Source organism: Stenotrophomonas sp. RIT309 (assembly GCF_000632045.1).
In the GTDB taxonomy this organism is placed as follows: Bacteria; Pseudomonadota; Gammaproteobacteria; order Xanthomonadales; family Xanthomonadaceae; genus Stenotrophomonas; species Stenotrophomonas indicatrix.
The window spans coordinates 26,195-45,015 of sequence record NZ_JFYS01000007.1 but is presented as its reverse complement, the minus strand read 5'-3'; the positions used below and the strand labels follow the sequence as shown (position 1 = coordinate 45,015).

12 protein-coding genes are annotated in these 18,821 nt (G+C 66.0%); 7 read left to right on the top strand and 5 right to left on the bottom strand.

What is annotated here, in order from left to right; translation table 11 throughout:
- Positions 1-36: 36 nt before the first annotated feature.
- The 6 genes from BW38_RS14980 to BW38_RS15005 all read left to right on the top strand — a co-directional run bounded on the left by BW38_RS14980 (position 37) and on the right by BW38_RS15005 (position 10,090).
- Complete coding sequence (locus BW38_RS14980) at positions 37-819, top strand: helix-turn-helix transcriptional regulator (protein WP_025874707.1); 783 nt, start codon at positions 37-39, stop codon at positions 817-819.
- Positions 820-1,454: 635 nt separating this feature from the next.
- A complete protein-coding gene (locus BW38_RS14985; RefSeq protein ID WP_032975477.1) occupies positions 1,455-2,846 on the top strand; it encodes an NAD-dependent succinate-semialdehyde dehydrogenase in 1,392 nt (463 codons plus the stop codon).
- A gap of 75 nt (positions 2,847-2,921) precedes the next feature.
- Positions 2,922-4,562 carry an acetolactate synthase large subunit gene (locus BW38_RS14990; RefSeq protein ID WP_025878943.1) on the top strand — a complete coding sequence of 547 codons (1,641 nt, stop codon included), beginning with the start codon at positions 2,922-2,924 and terminating at the stop codon, positions 4,560-4,562.
- Between the two features lie 499 nt (positions 4,563-5,061).
- Positions 5,062-6,573, top strand: coding sequence for a lysine--tRNA ligase (gene lysS / locus BW38_RS14995; protein WP_025878944.1), 1,512 nt, complete (start codon positions 5,062-5,064; stop codon positions 6,571-6,573).
- A 203-nt stretch (positions 6,574-6,776) separates the two neighbouring features.
- Positions 6,777-7,922, top strand: coding sequence for a two-component system response regulator (locus BW38_RS15000; RefSeq protein ID WP_025878945.1), 1,146 nt, complete (start codon positions 6,777-6,779; stop codon positions 7,920-7,922).
- A complete protein-coding gene (locus tag BW38_RS15005; RefSeq protein WP_032975476.1) occupies positions 7,919-10,090 on the top strand; it encodes a response regulator in 2,172 nt (723 codons plus the stop codon). The genes BW38_RS15000 and BW38_RS15005 overlap by 4 nt, the downstream gene beginning before the upstream one ends.
- A gap of 96 nt (positions 10,091-10,186) precedes the next feature.
- On the opposite strand, the gene BW38_RS15010 is transcribed toward BW38_RS15005, so the two are convergent.
- The 5 genes from BW38_RS15010 to betI all read right to left on the bottom strand — a co-directional run bounded on the left by BW38_RS15010 (position 10,187) and on the right by betI (position 17,048).
- Positions 10,187-11,059, bottom strand: coding sequence for a crotonase/enoyl-CoA hydratase family protein (locus tag BW38_RS15010; RefSeq protein ID WP_032975475.1), 873 nt, complete (start codon positions 11,057-11,059; stop codon positions 10,187-10,189).
- Positions 11,060-11,220: 161 nt separating this feature from the next.
- Positions 11,221-12,897 carry a long-chain fatty acid--CoA ligase gene (locus BW38_RS15015; RefSeq protein WP_025878948.1) on the bottom strand — a complete coding sequence of 559 codons (1,677 nt, stop codon included), beginning with the start codon at positions 12,895-12,897 and terminating at the stop codon, positions 11,221-11,223.
- Between the two features lie 262 nt (positions 12,898-13,159).
- Complete coding sequence (betA, locus tag BW38_RS15020) at positions 13,160-14,842, bottom strand: choline dehydrogenase (RefSeq protein WP_032975473.1); 1,683 nt, start codon at positions 14,840-14,842, stop codon at positions 13,160-13,162.
- Between the two features lie 101 nt (positions 14,843-14,943).
- On the bottom strand, positions 14,944-16,416 hold the full coding sequence (gene betB, locus BW38_RS15025) for a betaine-aldehyde dehydrogenase (protein ID WP_032975471.1): 1,473 nt from the start codon (positions 16,414-16,416) through the stop codon (positions 14,944-14,946).
- A gap of 41 nt (positions 16,417-16,457) precedes the next feature.
- Positions 16,458-17,048 (bottom strand): transcriptional regulator BetI, encoded by a 591-nt coding sequence (betI, locus tag BW38_RS15030; RefSeq protein WP_032975469.1) that lies wholly within the window; start codon positions 17,046-17,048, stop codon positions 16,458-16,460.
- Between the two features lie 170 nt (positions 17,049-17,218).
- Between betI and BW38_RS15035 the strand changes: the two genes are divergently transcribed.
- Complete coding sequence (locus BW38_RS15035; RefSeq protein ID WP_025878952.1) at positions 17,219-18,769, top strand: BCCT family transporter; 1,551 nt, start codon at positions 17,219-17,221, stop codon at positions 18,767-18,769.
- Positions 18,770-18,821 lie beyond the last annotated feature (52 nt).

Genomic DNA, 18,821 nt, shown 5'->3' with positions numbered 1-18,821 from the left:
GTCCCGCAACGCCGTTGAAACCTGCAGGGCAGGGCGATGATGCGCAGTGAAGCCGAACGCAAGGAACTGGGAGGCTTTCTCAAGGCCTGCCGTGCGCGGGTCGACCCCGCAACGCTGGGGCTGCCAGCCGGCCGCCGACGCACGCCGGGCCTGAAGCGCGAGGAAGTCGCGCTGGCGATCGGGGTCAGTGTCAGCTGGTACACCTGGATCGAGCAGGGCCGCGAAGTGCGCGCCTCGCCTGAGGTGCTGGAGCGCCTGGCGCAGGTACTGCGATTGAGCGACGACGAGCGCGCCTACGCGTTCGCGCTGTCCGGCTATGGCGTGCCGCTGGAATCGCCCGATGAGACGGTAACCGACGGCCTGCGCCAGCTGGTGGAGGCGATGCAGCCGATCCCGGCCTACGTGCGCAATACCCGATTCGACATCCTGGCCTGGAATCCTGCCATCGCCGATCTGTTTGTTGATTACGGTCAGCTGGCGCCGCACGAACGCAACACGCTGCGGCTGATGTTCCTGTATCCGCCGTACCGCACGCTGATCCTCAACTGGGAAGAAATGACCCGCGGGCTGCTGGCCAGCTTCCGCGCGGCGATGGCGCAGGCGCCGGACAAGGCGCCGTTCCTGGCACTGGCCGAGGACATCGGTGCGCACAGCGAGCAGTTCCGCCAGTGGTGGCCCGAGCACGATGTGCGTCGTTTCGACGAAGGTGCGAAAAAGCTGAACCATCCCACGCGCGGGCTGCTGGACCTGCAGTACGTAGCGCTGGTGCCGGAGAGCCGGCATGACCTGTCACTGGTGACCTACCTGCCGCGAAGGTAGGTTGGTCGGCAGGGCTTGCAGCCCTGCACCTGCTGTAGTGTCGGCCGCTGGCCGGCAATCTCAACAGCAACAGCAACAGCAACAGCGGGCTTTCCGTGGGGTGGCGGGGCGGTGTCGGAGTGCGGGGACGCCGTGAACCCATCCATGGGGGCTTGGCCGCGGCATCCATGCCGCGGACACCCCGCACTCCGACACCGCCCCACCTCTGACAGATCTCCGCTGCTGTTGGTAGGTGTCGACCTTGGTCGACACGTTAGATCCACGCCATGCGTGGATGCTTTTCGGTTTCAATTCGAGATAGTCGATCTCGATGGAAATTCATCCACGCATGGCGTGGATCTACTGGAGGCGCCGGGTTGGGTCTGGGGAAGAGCCCCCTGAGTCAGGGGGCGGCCGCGAAGCGGCGGGGGTATGGGGGCTGGTAAGTGGGGCCCGCGGTTCGCGTAGCGAAGCGTGGGAGCGGCAGCGCGCATGCGATGGCGCGTACCCGGGCGCAGCCCTGCCGATCAACCCCATTCAGGCAGGTAAGTACAGGTCACAGGATACGCAGACGCCTTGTTGCTGCCATCGATCGGGTCCACATTCGTTGTCAGGAAACGGGCAGCCGCCCGTTGTCGAGACAACAGGAGACCTGCATGTCCGCTTCCCCCGCAGCCCCCGCTGCCATTTCCCGCGATCCGGCCACCGGCCAGCAGATCGCCAGCCACCCCTTCGCCACCGACGCCGAGCTGGAAGCCATCCTCGACCGCGGCCAGGCCGGTTTTGCAGCCTGGAGCGCGCAGTCACTGGAACAACGCGCCAGCGTGCTGCGTGCGATGGCCGCTGTGCTGCGTCGCGACCGCGAACCCCTCGCTGCGATGGCCACTGCCGAAATGGGCAAGGTCCACGCCGAGTCGCTGGCCGAGATCGAGAAGTGCGCGGTGCTGTGTGACTGGTACGCCGACAACGGTGCGGCGTTCCTGCGCGATGAGCCGACCGCGGTGGCCGACAACAAGGCCTATGTCTCCTACCTGCCGCTGGGCGTTGTGCTGGGCATCATGCCGTGGAATTTCCCGTATTGGCAGGTGATGCGCGCGGCCGTGCCGATCCTCATGGGCGGCAACGGCTTCCTGCTGAAGCCGGCCGAAAACATCGTCGGCACCGCGGGGCTGCTCGCCGCTGCGTGGCGCGATGCGGGCTTGCCGGACGGCACCTTCATCGCCGCCAACATCAGCCGCGAGGGAACCAGTGCCGCCATCGCCGATGACCGCATCGCGGCCGTGACCCTGACCGGCAGCGTCGCCGCGGGGCGCAGCATCGCCGCGCAGGCCGGGCAGGCGCTGAAGAAGGTGGTGCTGGAGCTGGGTGGCTCGGATCCATTCATCGTGCTGGCCGACGCCGACCTGGAGGCAGCGGTCGATGCCGCGGTGGCCTCGCGCTTCCAGAACACCGGGCAGGTGTGCATTGCCGGCAAGCGCATCATCGTCGAAGACGCCGTGTATGAGCGTTTCGTGTCGTTGTTCTGCGAGCGCGTGCAGGCGCTGACCGTGGGCGATGGCCGTGAGGCCGGCAACCGGATCGGACCGATGGCCCGGCAGGACCTGCTTGAACAGCTTGATGCACAGGTGCGTGCGTCGGTCGAGGCCGGTGCGCAGTTGCTCGTGGGCGGCAAGCAGCTCGATCGCCCCGGCAGTTTCTATGCACCCACCGTGCTGGCGGGCGTCGAGCCGGGCATGCAGGCCTTCGACACCGAGACCTTCGGGCCGGTGGCGTCGATCAGCCGCGCGCGCGACGCCGACCATGCGGTGGAACTGGCCAACCAGAGCGAGTTCGGCCTGAGCGGCAATCTGTGGACCGGCGACCACGCCCGCGCGATGCAGCTGGCGCGCCGGCTGCAGACCGGTGGCGTGTTCGTCAACGGTTTCTCTGCCTCCGATCCACGCGTGCCGATCGGCGGAGTGAAGAAGAGCGGCTTCGGCCGCGAGCTGTCGCACTTCGGCATCCGCGAGTTCGTCAACGCGCAGACGGTGTGGTTCGACCGCCGTTGACGCGGGCCATCCACCGTTCCTGTCAGCATCCCTGCAACGTTCCATCATCACGCACTGCGAGAAGGACGTCATTCCATGTCCAAGGGTTCCGATCTGCTCGTCGCCGCACTCGAAAACGAGGGCGTCGAGCGCATTTTTGGCATTCCCGGTGAAGAGAACCTCGATGTCGTCGAGTCGCTTCGCCACTCCAGCATCGAGCTGGTCATCACCCGCCACGAACAGGCTGCCGTGTTCATGGCCGCCACCTACGGCCGCCTGACCGGCAAGCCCGGCGTGTGCCTGGCCACGCTCGGCCCGGGTGCACTGAACTTCACCACCGGTGCCGCGTATGCACTGCTCGGCGCGTGGCCGGTGATCATGATCACCGGGCAGAAGGGCATCGTGGCCAGCAAGCAGGCGCGCTTCCAGATCGTGGATATCGTCAGCACGATGAAGCCGCTGACCAAGTCGGCGCGGCAGATCGTTTCGGCGCGCACCATCCCCACCATCGTCCGCGAGGCCTTCCGCACGGCGTTGGAGGAGCGCCCCGGGCCGGTGCTGCTGGAACTGCCCGAGGACATCGCGGCGATGGAGGTCGAGGACGTTGCACTGATCCCGCCACACCCGGTGGATCGGCCGATCGCCAGTCCCGAGGCGCTGGACCGTGCGGCGCAGATCATCCGCGAGGCCAAGCGGCCGCTGCTGGTGATCGCGTCGGCGGCGTCGCGACCGCAGTCCAGCGAAGCGCTGTCGGCCTTCGTGCTGCGCGCCGGCATCCCGTTCGTCACCACGCAGATGGGCAAGGGCGCGGTGGCCGGTGGCTCGGGCCTGTACATGGGCACGGCGGCACTGAGCGAGCGCGACTACGTGCACATGGCCATCGATCAGGCCGACGTGATCGTGACCATTGGCCACGAGGTGACGGAGAAGCCGCCCTTCGTGATGCGCCCGGGTGGCCGCACGGTCATCCACATCGGCTACTCGCAGGCCGCGGTGGAGCAGGTGTACTTCCCGCAGGTGGAGGTGATCGGCGATATCGGCCGCTCGCTGACCCTGCTGGCCGACCGCATCGAGGGCAGGGTGGACAACGCCGCTGCACTGCTGCCGCTGCGCGCGACAATCCTGGAGCACATCGCCGATCGCGCCGAAGAGGCCGGTTTCACGCCGCAGCGGCTGGTGCATGACGTGCGCCAGGTGATGCCGCCGGACGGCATCGTGGCGCTGGACAATGGCATGTACAAGATCTGGTTCGCGCGCAACTACCGTACCCAGGTGGCCAATACGCTGCTGCTGGACAACGCATTGGCAACGATGGGCGCAGGGCTGCCGTCAGCGATCATGGCCTCGATCCTGTATCCGCAGCGACGCGTGCTGGCGGTGTGTGGCGATGGCGGTTTCATGATGAACAGCCAGGAGCTGGAGACCGCGCGGCGGCTGGGCCTGAACCTGGTAGTGCTGATCCTCAACGACGGCGCCTACGGAATGATCCGCTGGAAGCAGGCGGTGGATGGTTTCGCCGACTACGGCATGACCTTCGGCAATCCGGATTTCGTCAAATACGCCGAGGCCTATGGCTGCCAAGGGCACGAGGTGACGGCGATCGAGCAGTTCATTCCGACCCTGGAAGCAGCGTTCACCGCGGGCGGCGTGCATCTGGTGTCGGTGCCGGTGGACTATTCGGAGAACCAGCGGGTGCTGGTGGATGAGCTGCGGCAGGCATTCCCGGGAAACGGGTAGGTGTCGCCCCCCGGAGCCCCGTAGGCGTCGACCCCCGAGCCCGGTAGGTGTCGACCTTGGTCGACACAGTAGATCCAGACCATGCGTGGATGCCTCCCCATGCCCGGCGCGGTAGAGCGCCAACCAAGGTTGGCGGCTACCAGGGCGGTGGATCGAGGTTGACCGGCTGCGGCAGGCGTTCCTGGGAGCCCGGTAGGTGTCGACCTTGGTCGACACAGTAGATCCAGACCATGCGTGGATGCCTCCCCATGCCCGGCGCGGTAGAGCGCCAACCAAGGTTGGCGGCTACCAGGGCGGTGGATTGAGGTTGATCGACTGCGGCAGGTGTTCCTGGGAGCCGGGTAGGTGTCGACCTTGGTCGACACGGTGGGCGCCAACCAAGGTTGGCGGCTACCGGAGCAGGGGCGGCCCGAGGCCGGGGCAGGGCGCTTTTGGTATGCTGGGCAACCGGCTGCGCCGGGCGCAACACTCCCCCTCACTACACGATTCCCGCAGATCCATGAGCGAAGCTACCGATACCCCCCCCGTCGACGAAAACAAGTTGATCGCCGAGCGCCGTGAGAAACTCAAAGCGCTGCGCGGGCAGGGGATCGCGTATCCGAACGACTTCCGTCGCGAGGACTTTGCCGGCAGCCTGCAGGAAGAATTCGCCGATGCGGAGCAGTGGACCGCCGAAACCCTGGAAGGCAACGGCCGCCAGGTGAAGATGGCCGGTCGCCTGATGGCCAAGCGGGTCATGGGCAAGGCCAGCTTCGCCCAGATCCAGGACGAATCGGGCCGCATCCAGCTGTTCCTGCAGGGCAGCGTGCTGGGTGATGCCTACACCGCCTTCAAGGGCTGGGACGTGGGCGACATCATCGCTGTCGAAGGTGGCCTGACCCGCACCAAGACCGGCGAGCTGTCGGTCAAGGCCGAATCGATCCGCCTGCTGACCAAGTCGCTGCGCCCGCTGCCGGACAAGTGGCATGGCCTGGCCGACGTCGAGCAGCGCTACCGCCAGCGTTACGTCGACCTGATCGTGACGCCGGAGTCGCGCGCGGTCTTCATCAAGCGCTCGAAGATCATCCGTGCGATGCGTGCATGGCTGGACAACCGCGACTTCCTCGAAGTCGAAACGCCGATGATGCATTACATCCCCGGCGGCGCGGCGGCCAAGCCGTTCACCACCCACCACAACGCGCTGGACCTTGACCTGTACCTGCGCGTTGCGCCGGAGCTGTACCTCAAGCGCCTGACCGTCGGTGGCCTGGAACGCGTCTACGAAATCAACCGCAACTTCCGCAACGAAGGCGTCAGCACCCGCCACAACCCGGAATTCACCATGATGGAACTGTACGAGGCCTATGCCACGTACAACGAGATCATGGACCTGACCGAAGGCGTGATCCGTGACGTGGCACAGTCGGTGAACGGCACCACCGTGGTCGAGTGGGACGGCGCCAACATCGACCTGGGCCCGGCGTTCCGCCGCTGGCGCATGGACGAGGCGGTGCGCCACCACAACCCGGAAATCTCCGCGGCCGACTGCACCGACCGTGACGCGCTGCTGCGCCATTGCGAGCGCCTGAAGATCCGCGTCAAGCCGTCCTACGGCTGGGGCAAGCTGCTGCTGGAGATCTTCGAAGCCACCGTCGAGCACACCCTGATCCAGCCGACCTTCATCACCGATCACCCGGTGGAGGTCTCGCCGCTGGCCCGCGCCAACGACAACGATCCCGGCTATACCGACCGCTTCGAACTGTTCGTCAACGGCAAGGAGCTGGCCAACGGCTTCTCCGAGCTGAACGACCCGGAAGACCAGGCCCAGCGCTTCCAGGCGCAGGTGGCGGCGAAGGAAGGCGGCGACGACGAGGCCATGCATTACGACGCCGACTACATCCGTGCGCTGGAGTACGGAATGGCGCCGACCGGCGGCCTTGGCATCGGCGTCGATCGCCTGGTGATGCTGCTGACCGGCAGCAGCTCGATCCGCGACGTGCTGCTGTTCCCGTACATGCGTCCGGAGCAGTAACCGGCGTTTTCGGCGTCCGTTTGTGCGCGTCGTCTCGGTTTGAGACGGCGCCATTGACGCATCCCGCACTCGGCGTATCGTTATTGCACAACCTTGACACCGGCTATGGCTTGATGGCGTCAGGGGAGGCCGCGATGTGGAGAATCCGCTTCACATTGTGACGACGATCATGAATCGGGGAGCTTGTGACGGGAGTCGAGCCGATGCAGGGTGCCAGCGTGCACAGCGGCGGGGTATCCTCGCCCGCTGACCTTTCAGCATGGTCGAGAAAGCAGGCAGAGAACGCCTTGAACATCGTCATCGTCGATGACCAGACTTCCGCGCGGACGATGCTCCGTCACGTCATCGAGGACATCGCGCCGGAACTGAGCGTGCATGACTTCGGCGATCCGTTGACGGCGTTGGCATGGTGCGAATCGTACCCGGTCGACCTGCTGCTTCTCGATTACCGCATGCCGGAGATGGACGGGCTTGAATTCGCCCGCCGCTTCCGCCGGCTGCCCAAACATCGCGATATTCCGGTGATCCTGATCACCGTGGTGGGTGACGAGCCGATCCGCCAGGCAGCACTGGAAGCCGGCGTGATCGATTTCCTGGTCAAGCCGATCCGCCCGCGCGAACTGCGCGCACGCTGCTACAACCTGTTGCAGCTGCGCCAGCAGACCGAGAACGTGAAGCAGCGTGCGCTGTCGCTGGAGCAGCGGCTGCTGGCCAGCATGCACGAGGTGGAGGAGCGCGAGCGCGAGACGCTTTCGCGGCTGGCGCGTGCGATCGAGTTCCGTGATGCAGGCACCAGTGCCTACCTTGAGCGCATGGCGCGCGTGGCTGGCCTGATCGCCGAGCAGCTGGGCCTGCCGGAAGACGACGTCAAGTTGATCGAGATGGCCGCGCCGCTGCACGACATGGGCAAGATCGCCATTCCCGATGCGGTGCTGCTCAAGCAGGGCAAGCTCAATGATGAGGAGCTGGCGATCATGCGCCGGCATCCACGCATTGGCCATGAACTGCTCAGTGGCAGCCAGAACCGCTTCATCCAGGTCGGTGCATTGATCGCGCTGCGTCACCATGAGCGCTACGACGGCAGTGGTTATCCCGATGGCCTGGTCGGCGATGCGATTCCGCTGGAGGCACGCATCGTCGCCGTGGCCGACGTGTTCGATGCGCTGATCTCGCCGCGCCCCTACAAGGAAGCGTGGACGATGGAAGCGACCATGGCCTACCTGTATGCCCAGCGCGGGCGCCTGTTCGATCCGCGTTGCGTGGACGCGTTGCTGCGCGGTCGTGAGCAGCTGGAACAGATCTGCGCCGAGCACTCCACCGCCTCTGCACGGCCGGGACTGGGCGCGTGAAACGCCTGCTGTCGCGATTGCGGTTGCGCCTGTCCCAGCGGCAGGACAGCGAGCACGGGCAGCAGATCGTCCGCATCGTCCTGATCAGCCTGATCCTGGCTTACGTGCTGCTGCCTTCGGCGCGGCACGATCTGCCGCACACCCAGTATGTCGGTGTGCTGGCGATCGTGTTGACGGGGCTGAGTCTGTCGCTGCTGTTGTTCGGCTGGCTGCTGTGGCGGCCGCAGCGTTCCGACCCCCGGCGCGTACTGGGCATGCTGGCCGACTACGGCCTGATCGCCGCCGGCATGATCCAGATGGGCGAGCCGCTGTCGTGGGTCTACATCGTGGTGATGTGGGTGACGGTGGGCAACGGCATGCGCTTCGGCAACCACTACCTGTATGTGGCCGTGGCAATGGCGATGGTCAGCTTCGGCAGTACCGCGCTGTCGACCCCCTATTGGCAACAGAACGCACGCCTGGCCATCGGCCTGTGGCTTGGCCTGGCGGCGGTTCCCCTGTATTTTTCCACGCTGCTGCGGCAGTTGACCGAAGCGATGGCCGAGGCGCGGCGCGCCAGCGAAGCCAAGAGTCGATTCCTGGCCAACATGAGCCACGAGTTTCGTACCCCACTCAATGGATTGAATGGCATGACAGAAGTGTTGGCGACCACGCGCCTGGATGACGAGCAGCGTGAGTGCGTGAGTACCATCCAGGCGTCATCGCGCAGCCTGCTGGCGCTGGTCGAGGAAGTGCTGGACATCTCGGCGATCGAGGCCGGCAAGCTGCGCGTGGTCGCCGAGGATTTCGTTCTTTCCGAAGTGATGCAGGCGATCGGCCTGATCCTGTTGCCGCAGGCCAAGGCCAAGCGCCTGGACTACCGGGTGAAGGTGGCCGAGACCGTGCCGCCGACCCTGCGCGGCGACGTCGGGCATCTGCGGCAGATCCTGCTCAACCTGGCCGGCAACGCGGTCAAGTTCACCGATCACGGCCGGGTCGAGATCCGCGTCAGCGTTGTCCACGCCGACACCCAGGGTGGGGTGCGGCTGCGCTTCGACATTCTCGACACCGGCATCGGCGTTGCACCGGCGATGCGTCCGCGTCTGTTCGAGGCCTTCGAGCAGGCCGACGTCAGCATGGCCCGCCGCCATGAGGGTACCGGCCTGGGTACGACCATCGCCAAGGGGCTGGTCGAAGCGATGGACGGCGAGATCGGTTACCTGGACAACCCGCCGCAGGGCAGCCACTTCTGGGTGGAGCTGCCGTTCGCGCCGCCGCAGCCGGTGGTCCCGGGTGCGGTACCGACCCTTGCTGCTGGCGACGAAACCGGTGCCGGCGGCAACGTCATCGCCTTCGCCGATCCGTTCCTGCGCCATCGCGCGCGCGTGCGCAGCATGCAGATCCTGGTCGCCGACGACCACGAGGCCAACCGCATGGTGCTGCAGCGGCTGCTGCAGAAGGCCGGGCACAAGGTGCTGTGCGTCGATGGTGGCGAGGCGGTGCTCGATGCACTGGCTGAAAGCGAGTTCGATGCGGCCATCGTCGATCTGCACATGCCGGGCATGAGTGGCCTGGACATGCTGAAGGAGCTGCGGGTGATGCAGGCCGGCGGCGGCCCGCGCACGCCGGTGCTGGTGCTCAGCGCCGACGTCACTCCCGAAGCCATCCAGCGCTGTACCCAGGCCGGTGCACATGCGTTCCTGGCCAAGCCCGTGGTGGCCGTGCGACTGCTGGACACCCTGGCCGAGATTGCCAACAACGCTCAGCTCAAGGCCAGTGCGCCGCCGATCGTGCGCACCGTCACCAACCTCGATGGCGTGCTCGATACCGGCGTGCTTGACGAGCTGGCGTCGCTGGGAATGGGCGAGGGTTTCGAGCGCGAGTTCATCCGCCAGTGCCTGGACGATGCCGAATCGTGCCTGCGCAAGGCCGAAGGTGATGGTGAAGCGGCACGCTGGGGTGCGTTCCGCGAGCAGTCGCACGCGATCAAGGGCGTGGCCAGCAACCTGGGCCTGGTGCGCGCGTCCAACCGCGCCGGTGAGTTGATGCGGATGGCCGACTGGCAGCTCAAGGCCGAATGGCGGCAGCGTCTTGCGGTGCTGCAGGGGGCCATCAAGGAAGGCCGGCAGGCGCTTGATGCGCGCGCCGAACGCAAGGCACGCGGCGTGGCCGACGACGGCGAGCGGTAGAGCCAGGCCTGCGCGGCGGGTTTTCGATGACTGCGCGCCGCATAAAAAAAGCCCGGTGGCCAGCCGGGCTTGAACCCTGCGGGGGAGGGGAACGTATCAGGCCACATCCAGATTGGCGCGTCGGGTCTGCGCCTTGATCAAACGGTCCATGGTTCGCAGCGAACGATCGCCCAGGGCCAGTGCCGAATCGACCCAGACCTTGGTGATTTCCAGCAGTTCGTCATAGCTGACCGCCTGTGCCAGGTTGCGCGCGGCGTTCATTGCCAGGTACGACTGCGGCAGGCGCTGCTGCTGGCGGATCATCTCTTCGACCGCGCCGCGGCCTTCACCTTTCCTGACCAGCACGTCGACCACGCCCATCGCGTGCATCTCCTCGGCGCTGTAGATACGGCCATCGAGGATGATCTTCTCGGCCAGCTGCGGCGCCACCCGGCGGCACAGGAACGAGTAGGCGCCCATGCCCGGGAACAGGCCGAACAGCACTTCGGGCAGGCCCATGCCGCACCCTTCCTCGGCCACGATGGTGTGGCAGGCCAGGGCCATTTCCAGGCCACCGCCCAGCGCATCGCCCTGGATCAGGGCGATCGAGCGGACGTCGCCGCCGAAGCCGGTGTGCAGGTGGTGAACGCCCTCCACGCAGCGTTGGGCGTAGGTCAGCAGCAGGTCGCGGTTGCCTTCGCGGATCAGGCGGGTGAACAGGTCCAGGTCGCCGCCCAGGTTGTAGGCGGCGGCGTCGGAGGCCAGCACGAAATGGCGCAGCTGGCCGCTGTGGCGCTGCGCCGGCCCGCAGGTGATGGCGCTCATGTAGCTCCACATCTCGTCCAGCATGTCCTTGCGGCAGCAGGGACGCACGCCGGTGGAGGCATCGGCGTGCATGAACAGCCAGTGTGCGGCGCCGTCGGCGCTGTCCTGGGTGCGGATGGTGGCATAGGGCGAGCCGCTGCTGGGCAGCTTTTCGATGGTACTCATGGAAGGGTCCTCGGCGGTGCGGCCCGCAGATCAAGGTGGTGGCCGGCGGGCCGAACGGTCCACTCACGCGGCGATGCTACACCGGCCCCGGGCCCGCGCATGCGAAAAGGCCCGGGTCGTTGCCGACCCGGGCCTGAGCGCGTTCAACTTTCCCGAAACCCTTACGGGGCGGGCGTATCGCGGAGTTCGCGACGCAGGATCTTGCCGACGTTGGTCTTCGGCAGCTCTTTTCGGAATTCAACGATTCTGGGGTGCTTGTAACCGGTCAGGTTGGCCCGGGCGTGCTCCTTGACCATCTCGGCGGTCAGGTTCGGGTCCTTCTTGACGATGACCACCTTGACCACCTCGCCGGACTTCTCGTCCGGTACGCCGACCGCGGCCACTTCCAGCACGCCCGGCATCATCGCGATGACGTCTTCGACTTCATTGGGGTACACGTTGAAGCCGGACACCAGGATCATGTCCTTCTTGCGGTCGACGATGTAGAAGAAGCCGTGCTCGTCCATCTTCGCCATGTCGCCGGTGTGCAGCCAGTCGTCGGCGTCGATGGCCTTGGCGGTTTCCTCCGGGCGCTGCCAGTAGCCCTTCATCACCTGCGGGCCGCGGATGCACAGTTCGCCCACTTCGCCCAGCGCCAGGATGTTGCCGTTGTCGTCCTTGATGCAGGCATCGGTGGACGGAATCGGCAGGCCGATCGAGCCGTTGTACTCGGCCAGGGTAAGCGGGTTGATGCAGGCCGCCGGCGAGGTCTCGGTCAGGCCGTAGGCCTCGACCAGGGTGACGCCGGTGGTCTTCTTCCAGCGCTCGGCGACCGCACGCTGCACGGCCATGCCGCCGCCCAGGGTCACCTTCAGCGAGGAGAAATCGACGGTGTCGAAGCCAGGGGTGTTGAGCAGGCCGTTGAACAGCGTGTTGACGCCGGTGATCGCAGTGAAGCGCACCGACTTGAGCTCCTTGACGAAGCCCTTCATGTCACGCGGGTTGGTGATCAGGTGGTTGCAGCCACCGAACTTCATGAAGACCAGGCCGTTCGCCGTCAACGCAAAGATGTGGTACAGCGGCAGGGCGGTGATGATCCATTCCTTGCCCATCTCGATGCCCGACGCGCTGATCCAGGCCGAGGCCTGCTGCATGTTGGCGATCAGGTTGCGGTTGGTCAGCATCGCGCCCTTGGCGACACCGGTGGTGCCGCCGGTGTACTGCAGGAACGCCACGTCGTCATGGTCGATCTCGACCTTCGGCAGGGTGTGGCGGCTGCCCAGCTTGAGCGCCTGCTTGAAGCGGATCGCGCCCTTCAGGTGGTAGTTGGGCACCATCTTCTTGATGTACTTGAGCACGAAGTTGACGATCGTGCCCTTGGCGCCGAGCAGGTCGCCCAGGCCGGTGGTGATGACCTGCTTGACCTGGGTATCGGCGATGACCTGTTCGACGGTATCGCCGAAGTTGTCCACCACCACCAGCGCGGTCACGCCGGCGTCGACCAGCTGATGCTTCAGCTCGCGCGCGGTGTACAGCGGGTTGACGTTGACCACGGTCAGGCCGGCACGCAGCACGCCGAAGGTGGCGATCGGGTATTGCAGGCAGTTGGGCATCATCAGGGCGACGCGGTCGCCCTTCTTGAGCTTCAGCTCGCCCAGCAGGTAAGCGGCGAACTGTTCGACCAGGGCGTCGGTCTCACCGTAGGTGAGGGTCTTGCCGAAACTGGAGTAGGCCGGTCGGTCGCGGTACTTCGCGACGGAGGCGTCGAAGACCGAAACTACCGAATGGAACTCGTTGACGTCGATTTCGGCGGGAACGCCTTTCGGATAGCTCTGCAGCCAGGGACGATCCAGACTCATATTCCCCCTCCAGGAATCGTAATGATGGGTGCGGCGCGGACAGTATCCGCCAGAACCGCTCTCCGCAGCATACCGTCCCGTAGGGAAAACGCGAAGAGGGTGGACACTCCGCGGCCGTATGCGCCAAAAGCCGCCGGGCATGGCCCGGCGCTACCGAAGGCAAAGCTCGCCTCGTAGTGCCGGGCCATGCCCGTCGACCGAAGGCAAAGCCCGGCTGGTAGCGCCGGGCCATGCCCGGCGGATGATTCCGATGGCCGGAGACTCAGCTCTTGTTGCGCACCGGCGCGCCGTTGGCCTTGTAGTACGAAGCCGTGCTGCGCGGCAGCGGCGCGCGGCCACGGATCACATCGGCCAGCTTCTCGGCGATCATGATGGTCGGTGCGTTGAGGTTGCCGGTGACCACCTGCGGCATGATCGAGGCATCGACGATGCGCAGGGCTTCCAGGCCGTGCACGCGGCCCTGGCCGTCAACCACCGCCATCGGATCATCGGCGTGGCCCATCTTGTTCGAGCACGACGGGTGGTAGGCGGTCTCGGCATGCTCGCGCACGAACGCATCGATCTGCGCGTCGGTCTGCAGCGCGCTGCCCGGCGAAATCTCGCGGCCGCTGTACGGTGCCAGCGCCGGCTGCGCGAAGATCTCGCGGGTGATCCGGATTGCCGAGCGGAACTCGCGCCAGTCCTGGTCGTGCGACATGTAGTTGAACAGGATGCTGGGATCTTCGCGCGGATCCTTCGAGCGCACGTGGATGCGGCCGCGGCTGGGCGAGCGCATCGAGCCGACATGCATCTGGAAGCTGTGCGCCTTGATCGGGTTGGAGCCGTTGTAGTTGATCGCCACCGGCAGGAAGTGATACTGCAGGTTGGGCCAGTCGAATTCGGCATCGCTGCGGATGAAGCCGCCGGCTTCGAACTGGTTGCTGGCACCGATGCCCGTGCCCAGGAACAGCCATTCGGCGCCGATCGCCGGCTGGTTGTACAGCTTCAGTGCCGGGGCCAGCGAGACCGGCTTCTTGCACTCGTACTGCAGGTACATCTCAAGATGGTCCTGCAGGTTGGCGCCGACGCCGGGCAGGTGGTGCACCAGGTCGATGTCCAGGCTGCGCAGCAGGTCGGCCGGGCCGACGCCGGAGCGCTGCAGGATCTGCGGCGAGGCGATGGCACCACCACACAGCAGCACTTCGCGGCGTGCGGTGGCGCGCTGCGGCTGGTCGTTGTGCAGCCACTGCACGCCCACTGCGCGCTTGCCCGAGAACAGGATGCGGTCGGTCAGGGCATGGGTGACGATGGTCAGGTTCGGGCGCGGCTTGGCCAGATCCAGGTAGCCACGGGCGGTGCTGGAACGACGGCCCTTCGGCGTGACCGTGCGGTCCATCGGACCGAAACCTTCCTGCTGGTAGCCGTTGAGGTCGTCGGTGCGCGGGTAACCGGCCTGCACGCCGGCCTCGACCATCGCCGCGAACAGTTCGTTGTTGCCGGCCTTGGGCGTGGTGACGCGCAGCGGGCCGTCGCCGCCGTGGTAGTCGTTCGGGCCGATATCACGGGTTTCGGCCTTGCGGAAGTACGGCAGGCAATCCAGGTAAGTCCAATCTTCCAGGCCCGGCATGCCGGCCCAGTTGTCGTAGTCCATCGCGTTGCCGCGGATGTAGCACATGCCGTTGATCAGCGACGAACCGCCCAGGCCCTTGCCACGACCGCAATCCATCCGGCGGTTGTTCATGAAGGGCTCGGGATCGGTCTTGTACGCCCAGTTGTAGCGCTTGCCCTGCAGCGGGAAGGCCAGTGCGGCGGGCATCTGGGTACGGAAATCGAGCCGGTAGTCCGGGCCACCTGCTTCCAGCAGAAGCACGCTGACATCGGCATCTTCGGTGAGGCGGGTGGCCAGCACGTTGCCGGCCGAACCGGCGCCGATGATGATGTAGTCGTACTCGTTATGGGTGCTCATGGTTGCTCTCCTGCAGGCCGGGCGCGCTGCATGCAGGCGTCCCGGCGGAATGTCGGATCGGCGCGGTGGCCGGACGATGGGCGGTGCTCAGGGCGCGCCGGTCAGAACACGCTGGCGTAGTCGCCCAGCTCGACCTGCACCGACTTGATGCGGGTGTAGTGGCCGAGGGTGGAGATACCGTTCTCGCGGCCAACGCCGGACTGCTTGTAGCCGCCGACCGGCATTTCCGCCGGCGACTCGCCCCAGGTGTTGATCCAGCAGATGCCGGCTTCCAGGCGATGGATGATGCGATGTGCGCGGCTGATGTCCTTGCTGACCACACCTGCGGCCAGGCCGAAGGTGGTGTCGTTGGCGCGACGGATCACTTCGTCCTCATCGTCGTAGGCGAGGATGCTCATCACCGGCCCGAAGATCTCTTCGCGGACAATCGTCATGTCGTCGCGGCAGTCGGAGAACACGGTCGGCAGCACATAGGCGCCCTCGGCCAGGGCACCGTCTGTAGCACGACCGCCGCCGGTCAGCAGGCGCGCGCCTTCGCTCTTGCCGCTTTCGATGAAGCGCAGCACGTTTTCCATGTGCGGGAAGCTGGTCAGCGGGCCGAAGTTGGTCTCTTCAGCCATCGGGTCGCCGATGCGGATGCGCTTGACGCGCTCCACCACGGCAGCTTCGAACGCGGCCAGCATGCTGCGCGGCACGAACACGCGGGTACCGTTGGTGCAGACCTGGCCGGAGCTGAAGAAGTTGGCCATCACCGCGATGTCGGCGGCACGGTCCAGATCAGCGTCGTCACAGATCACCAGCGGCGACTTGCCGCCCAGTTCCATCGTCACTTCCTTCAGCGACGACGACGCAGCGCTGGCCATGACCTTCTTGCCGGTGGCCACGCCGCCGGTGAAGGAGATCTTCTCGATCACCGGGTGCTCGGTCAGCCAGTTGCCGATCTCGCGGCCCGGGCCCTGCACGACGTTGAACACGCCGTCCGGCACGCCGGCTTCGGTGTAGATCTCGGCCAGCTTGATCGCGGTCAGCGGGGTCACTTCGGACGGCTTGAAGACCATTGCATTGCCGGCGGCCAGGGCTGGGGCCGACTTCCACATGGCGATCTGGATCGGGTAGTTCCAGGCGCCGATGCCGGCGACCACGCCCAGCGGCTCGCGGCGGGTATAGAAGAAGCTCGATTCGCGCAGCGGCAGCTGGATGCCTTCGATGGCGGTGGCCAGGCCGGCGTAGTACTCCAGCACGTCGGCACCGGTGACGATGTCTACCGTGGTGGTTTCGGCCAGCGCCTTGCCGGTATCCAGGGTTTCCAGGTGGGCCAGCTCGTCGTTGCGCTCGCGCAGGATCTCGACGGCACGGCGCAGGATGCGCGAGCGCTCCATGGCGGTCATCGCTGCCCACACCTTCTGGCCTTCGCTGGCGCTTTCAACGGCGCGTTCGACATCGGCCTGGCTGGCGATCTGCACGTCGGCCAGCACCTGGCCATTGGCAGGGTTGACGGTCTGGAAGGTCTTGCCGCTGGTGGCGTCGACGCGGCGGCCGTGGATGTAGAGCTGTTGCACGGGCAGGGTGGTCATCGGCTTGCTCCTGGAAGGGATGGGGCGGGGTCGTGGCGCGCTCAGGGCGCGTTGGCCTGCAATTGGAAATCGATGTAGCCGTAGGCGATGCGGCGCGCCTTGTCGGCGTTGAAGTCACCACCGACCAGGCTGCCGCGCAGCCACAGGCCGTCGATCATCGCGGCCAGCCCGCGTGCGGACAGGCGTGCCTGTGCATGCGGCAACTGGCGGTTGAACTGATGGCAGAGGTTGGAGAACAGTCGCTGGTCGTTGGCGCGCTGCAGCCGCGCAAGTTCCGGCTGATGCATGCTGGCGGCCCAGAAGGTCAGCCATACGCGCATGGCGGTTCCGTTGGTCTGGCTGTCGTCGAAGTTGCCATCGACGATGGCGCGAAGCTGTGAACGTGCGTCGCCGGCGGCGGCGTCGCGATAGCGGGCAACGGCTGCCTTCAGCTCGCGCAGGATCTGCCGCATCGCCGCATTGAGCAGGCCGTCCTTGTCGCCGAAGTAATGGGCGACGATGCCGCTGGACAGGCCGGCCTTTTTTGCGATGGTAGCGACGGTGGCATCGGCCATGCCGATCTCGTCGATGGTCTGGAAAGTGGCCCGGATCAGCTGCTCGCGGCGGACCGGTTCCACGCCTTTCTTCGGCATTGTCTCTCCACGGATTGCGACCCGGAATGCCGGGCTGGTGAAGATCATACTTTTTATTGATTGAACGTTCAATCAATAAACCCTACGATGCCGGTCGCGCCCCCACGCCATGGGCCCGGTTTCCGGTCCGGCCCCGCCCATGTGCCCCCTTGGACTGATGAGACGACCCCATGTCTTCCCTGGCTCATCCCAAGCGCTCGCCCCTGCGCTTGAACCGTTTCGTGTTCTTCAGTTCGTCGGTCTCCATCGGCATCCTCGGTGCGTTGACCGTCTTTTTCCCGGAGGCCAGCGAGCACTGGCTGCAATGGGCACAGGCCGAGGTCTCGGCGGCGTTCGGCTGGTGGTACATGCTGCTGATCGTGGCCTGCCTGGGCTTCGTGCTGTGGCTGGCGTTCTCGCCGTATGGGCGCATCCGCCTGGGCCATAACGAGGAATCGCCGGCGTTCGGCTACGTGGCCTGGGTGTCGATGCTGTTCTCGGCCGGCATCGGCATCGCGCTGCTGTACTACGGCGCCTACGAGCCGCTCGATCATTTCCTCAACCCGCCCGGGCAGCCCGGCGGCACCGTCGCCGCGGGCCGCGAAGCGATGGTGCTGACCTTCCTGCACTGGGGCCTGCACGGCTGGGCGCTGTACGCGCTGGTCGGCGTGGCGCTGGGCTACTTCGCCTACCGCCGCAACCTGCCGCTGGCCCTGCGTTCGGCGCTGTACCCGATCTTCGGCGAGCGCATCCATGGCCGCATCGGCGACATGGTCGATGGTTTCGGTATCCTCGCGACGCTGATCTCGATGGTCACCAACCTCGGCATCGGTGCGCTGGTGGTGCAGTCCGGCCTGGTCTACCTGTTCCACATCCCGGATACGCCGCAGGTGCTGGTGGCCATCGTGCTGGTGATGATGGTCGTAGCCACCATCGGCGTGGTCGCCGGCGTGGAGAAGGGCATCGCCTGGTTGTCCAACCTCAACGTGCGCCTGCTGTGCCTGCTGCTGCTGTTCGTGCTGGTGACCGGCCCGACCCTGCACCTGTTCGATGGCCTGGTACAGAACACCGGCGACTACCTGGGCGCGTTCGTGCGCAAGAGCTTCGACATGTACCTCAACGACCCGAAGGGGCGTGAGTGGATGGGCTCGTGGACGTTGTTCTACTGGGCGTGGTGGATTGCCTGGGCGCCGTTCGTGGGCCTGTTCGTGGCGCGCATCTCGCGCGGCCGCACCATCCGCGAAGTGATCATGGGCGTGCTGCTGATCCCGTTGGGTTTCACGCTGGCCTGGCTGTCGATCTTCGGCAACACCGCCATCGACCTGGTGCTGAACCATGGCCAGGCGGTGCTGGGCCAGGTGGCTCAGCACGATGCGGCGATGACCCTGTTCAAGCTGCTGGAATACTTGCCCGCGGCGCCGTACATCGCTGGTGCGGCGGTGGTCATTGGTTTCGTGTTGTTCCTGACCCCGGTCGATTCGGGCACGCTGATGATCGCCAACCTGTGCACCCGGCGTGTCGATGATGGCGTGGAGGATGGGCATGACGCGCCGATCTGGCTGCGCGTGTTCTGGGCGGCGGGCATTACCGTGGCCAGTGTCGGCCTGTTGCTGGCCGGCAACTTCAGCGCGATGCAGACGGCGGTGGTGCTGTGCGGCCTGCCGTTCTCGTTCATCCTGGCGTTCTACATGTGGGGCCTGCTGAAGGCGCTGCGTACCGACCCAGACGCGCCGCGGCGGTAGGTGGCGCCGGGCCGCCACGCCCGGCGAGCAGCAAAGAAAAGGGCCGGATCTG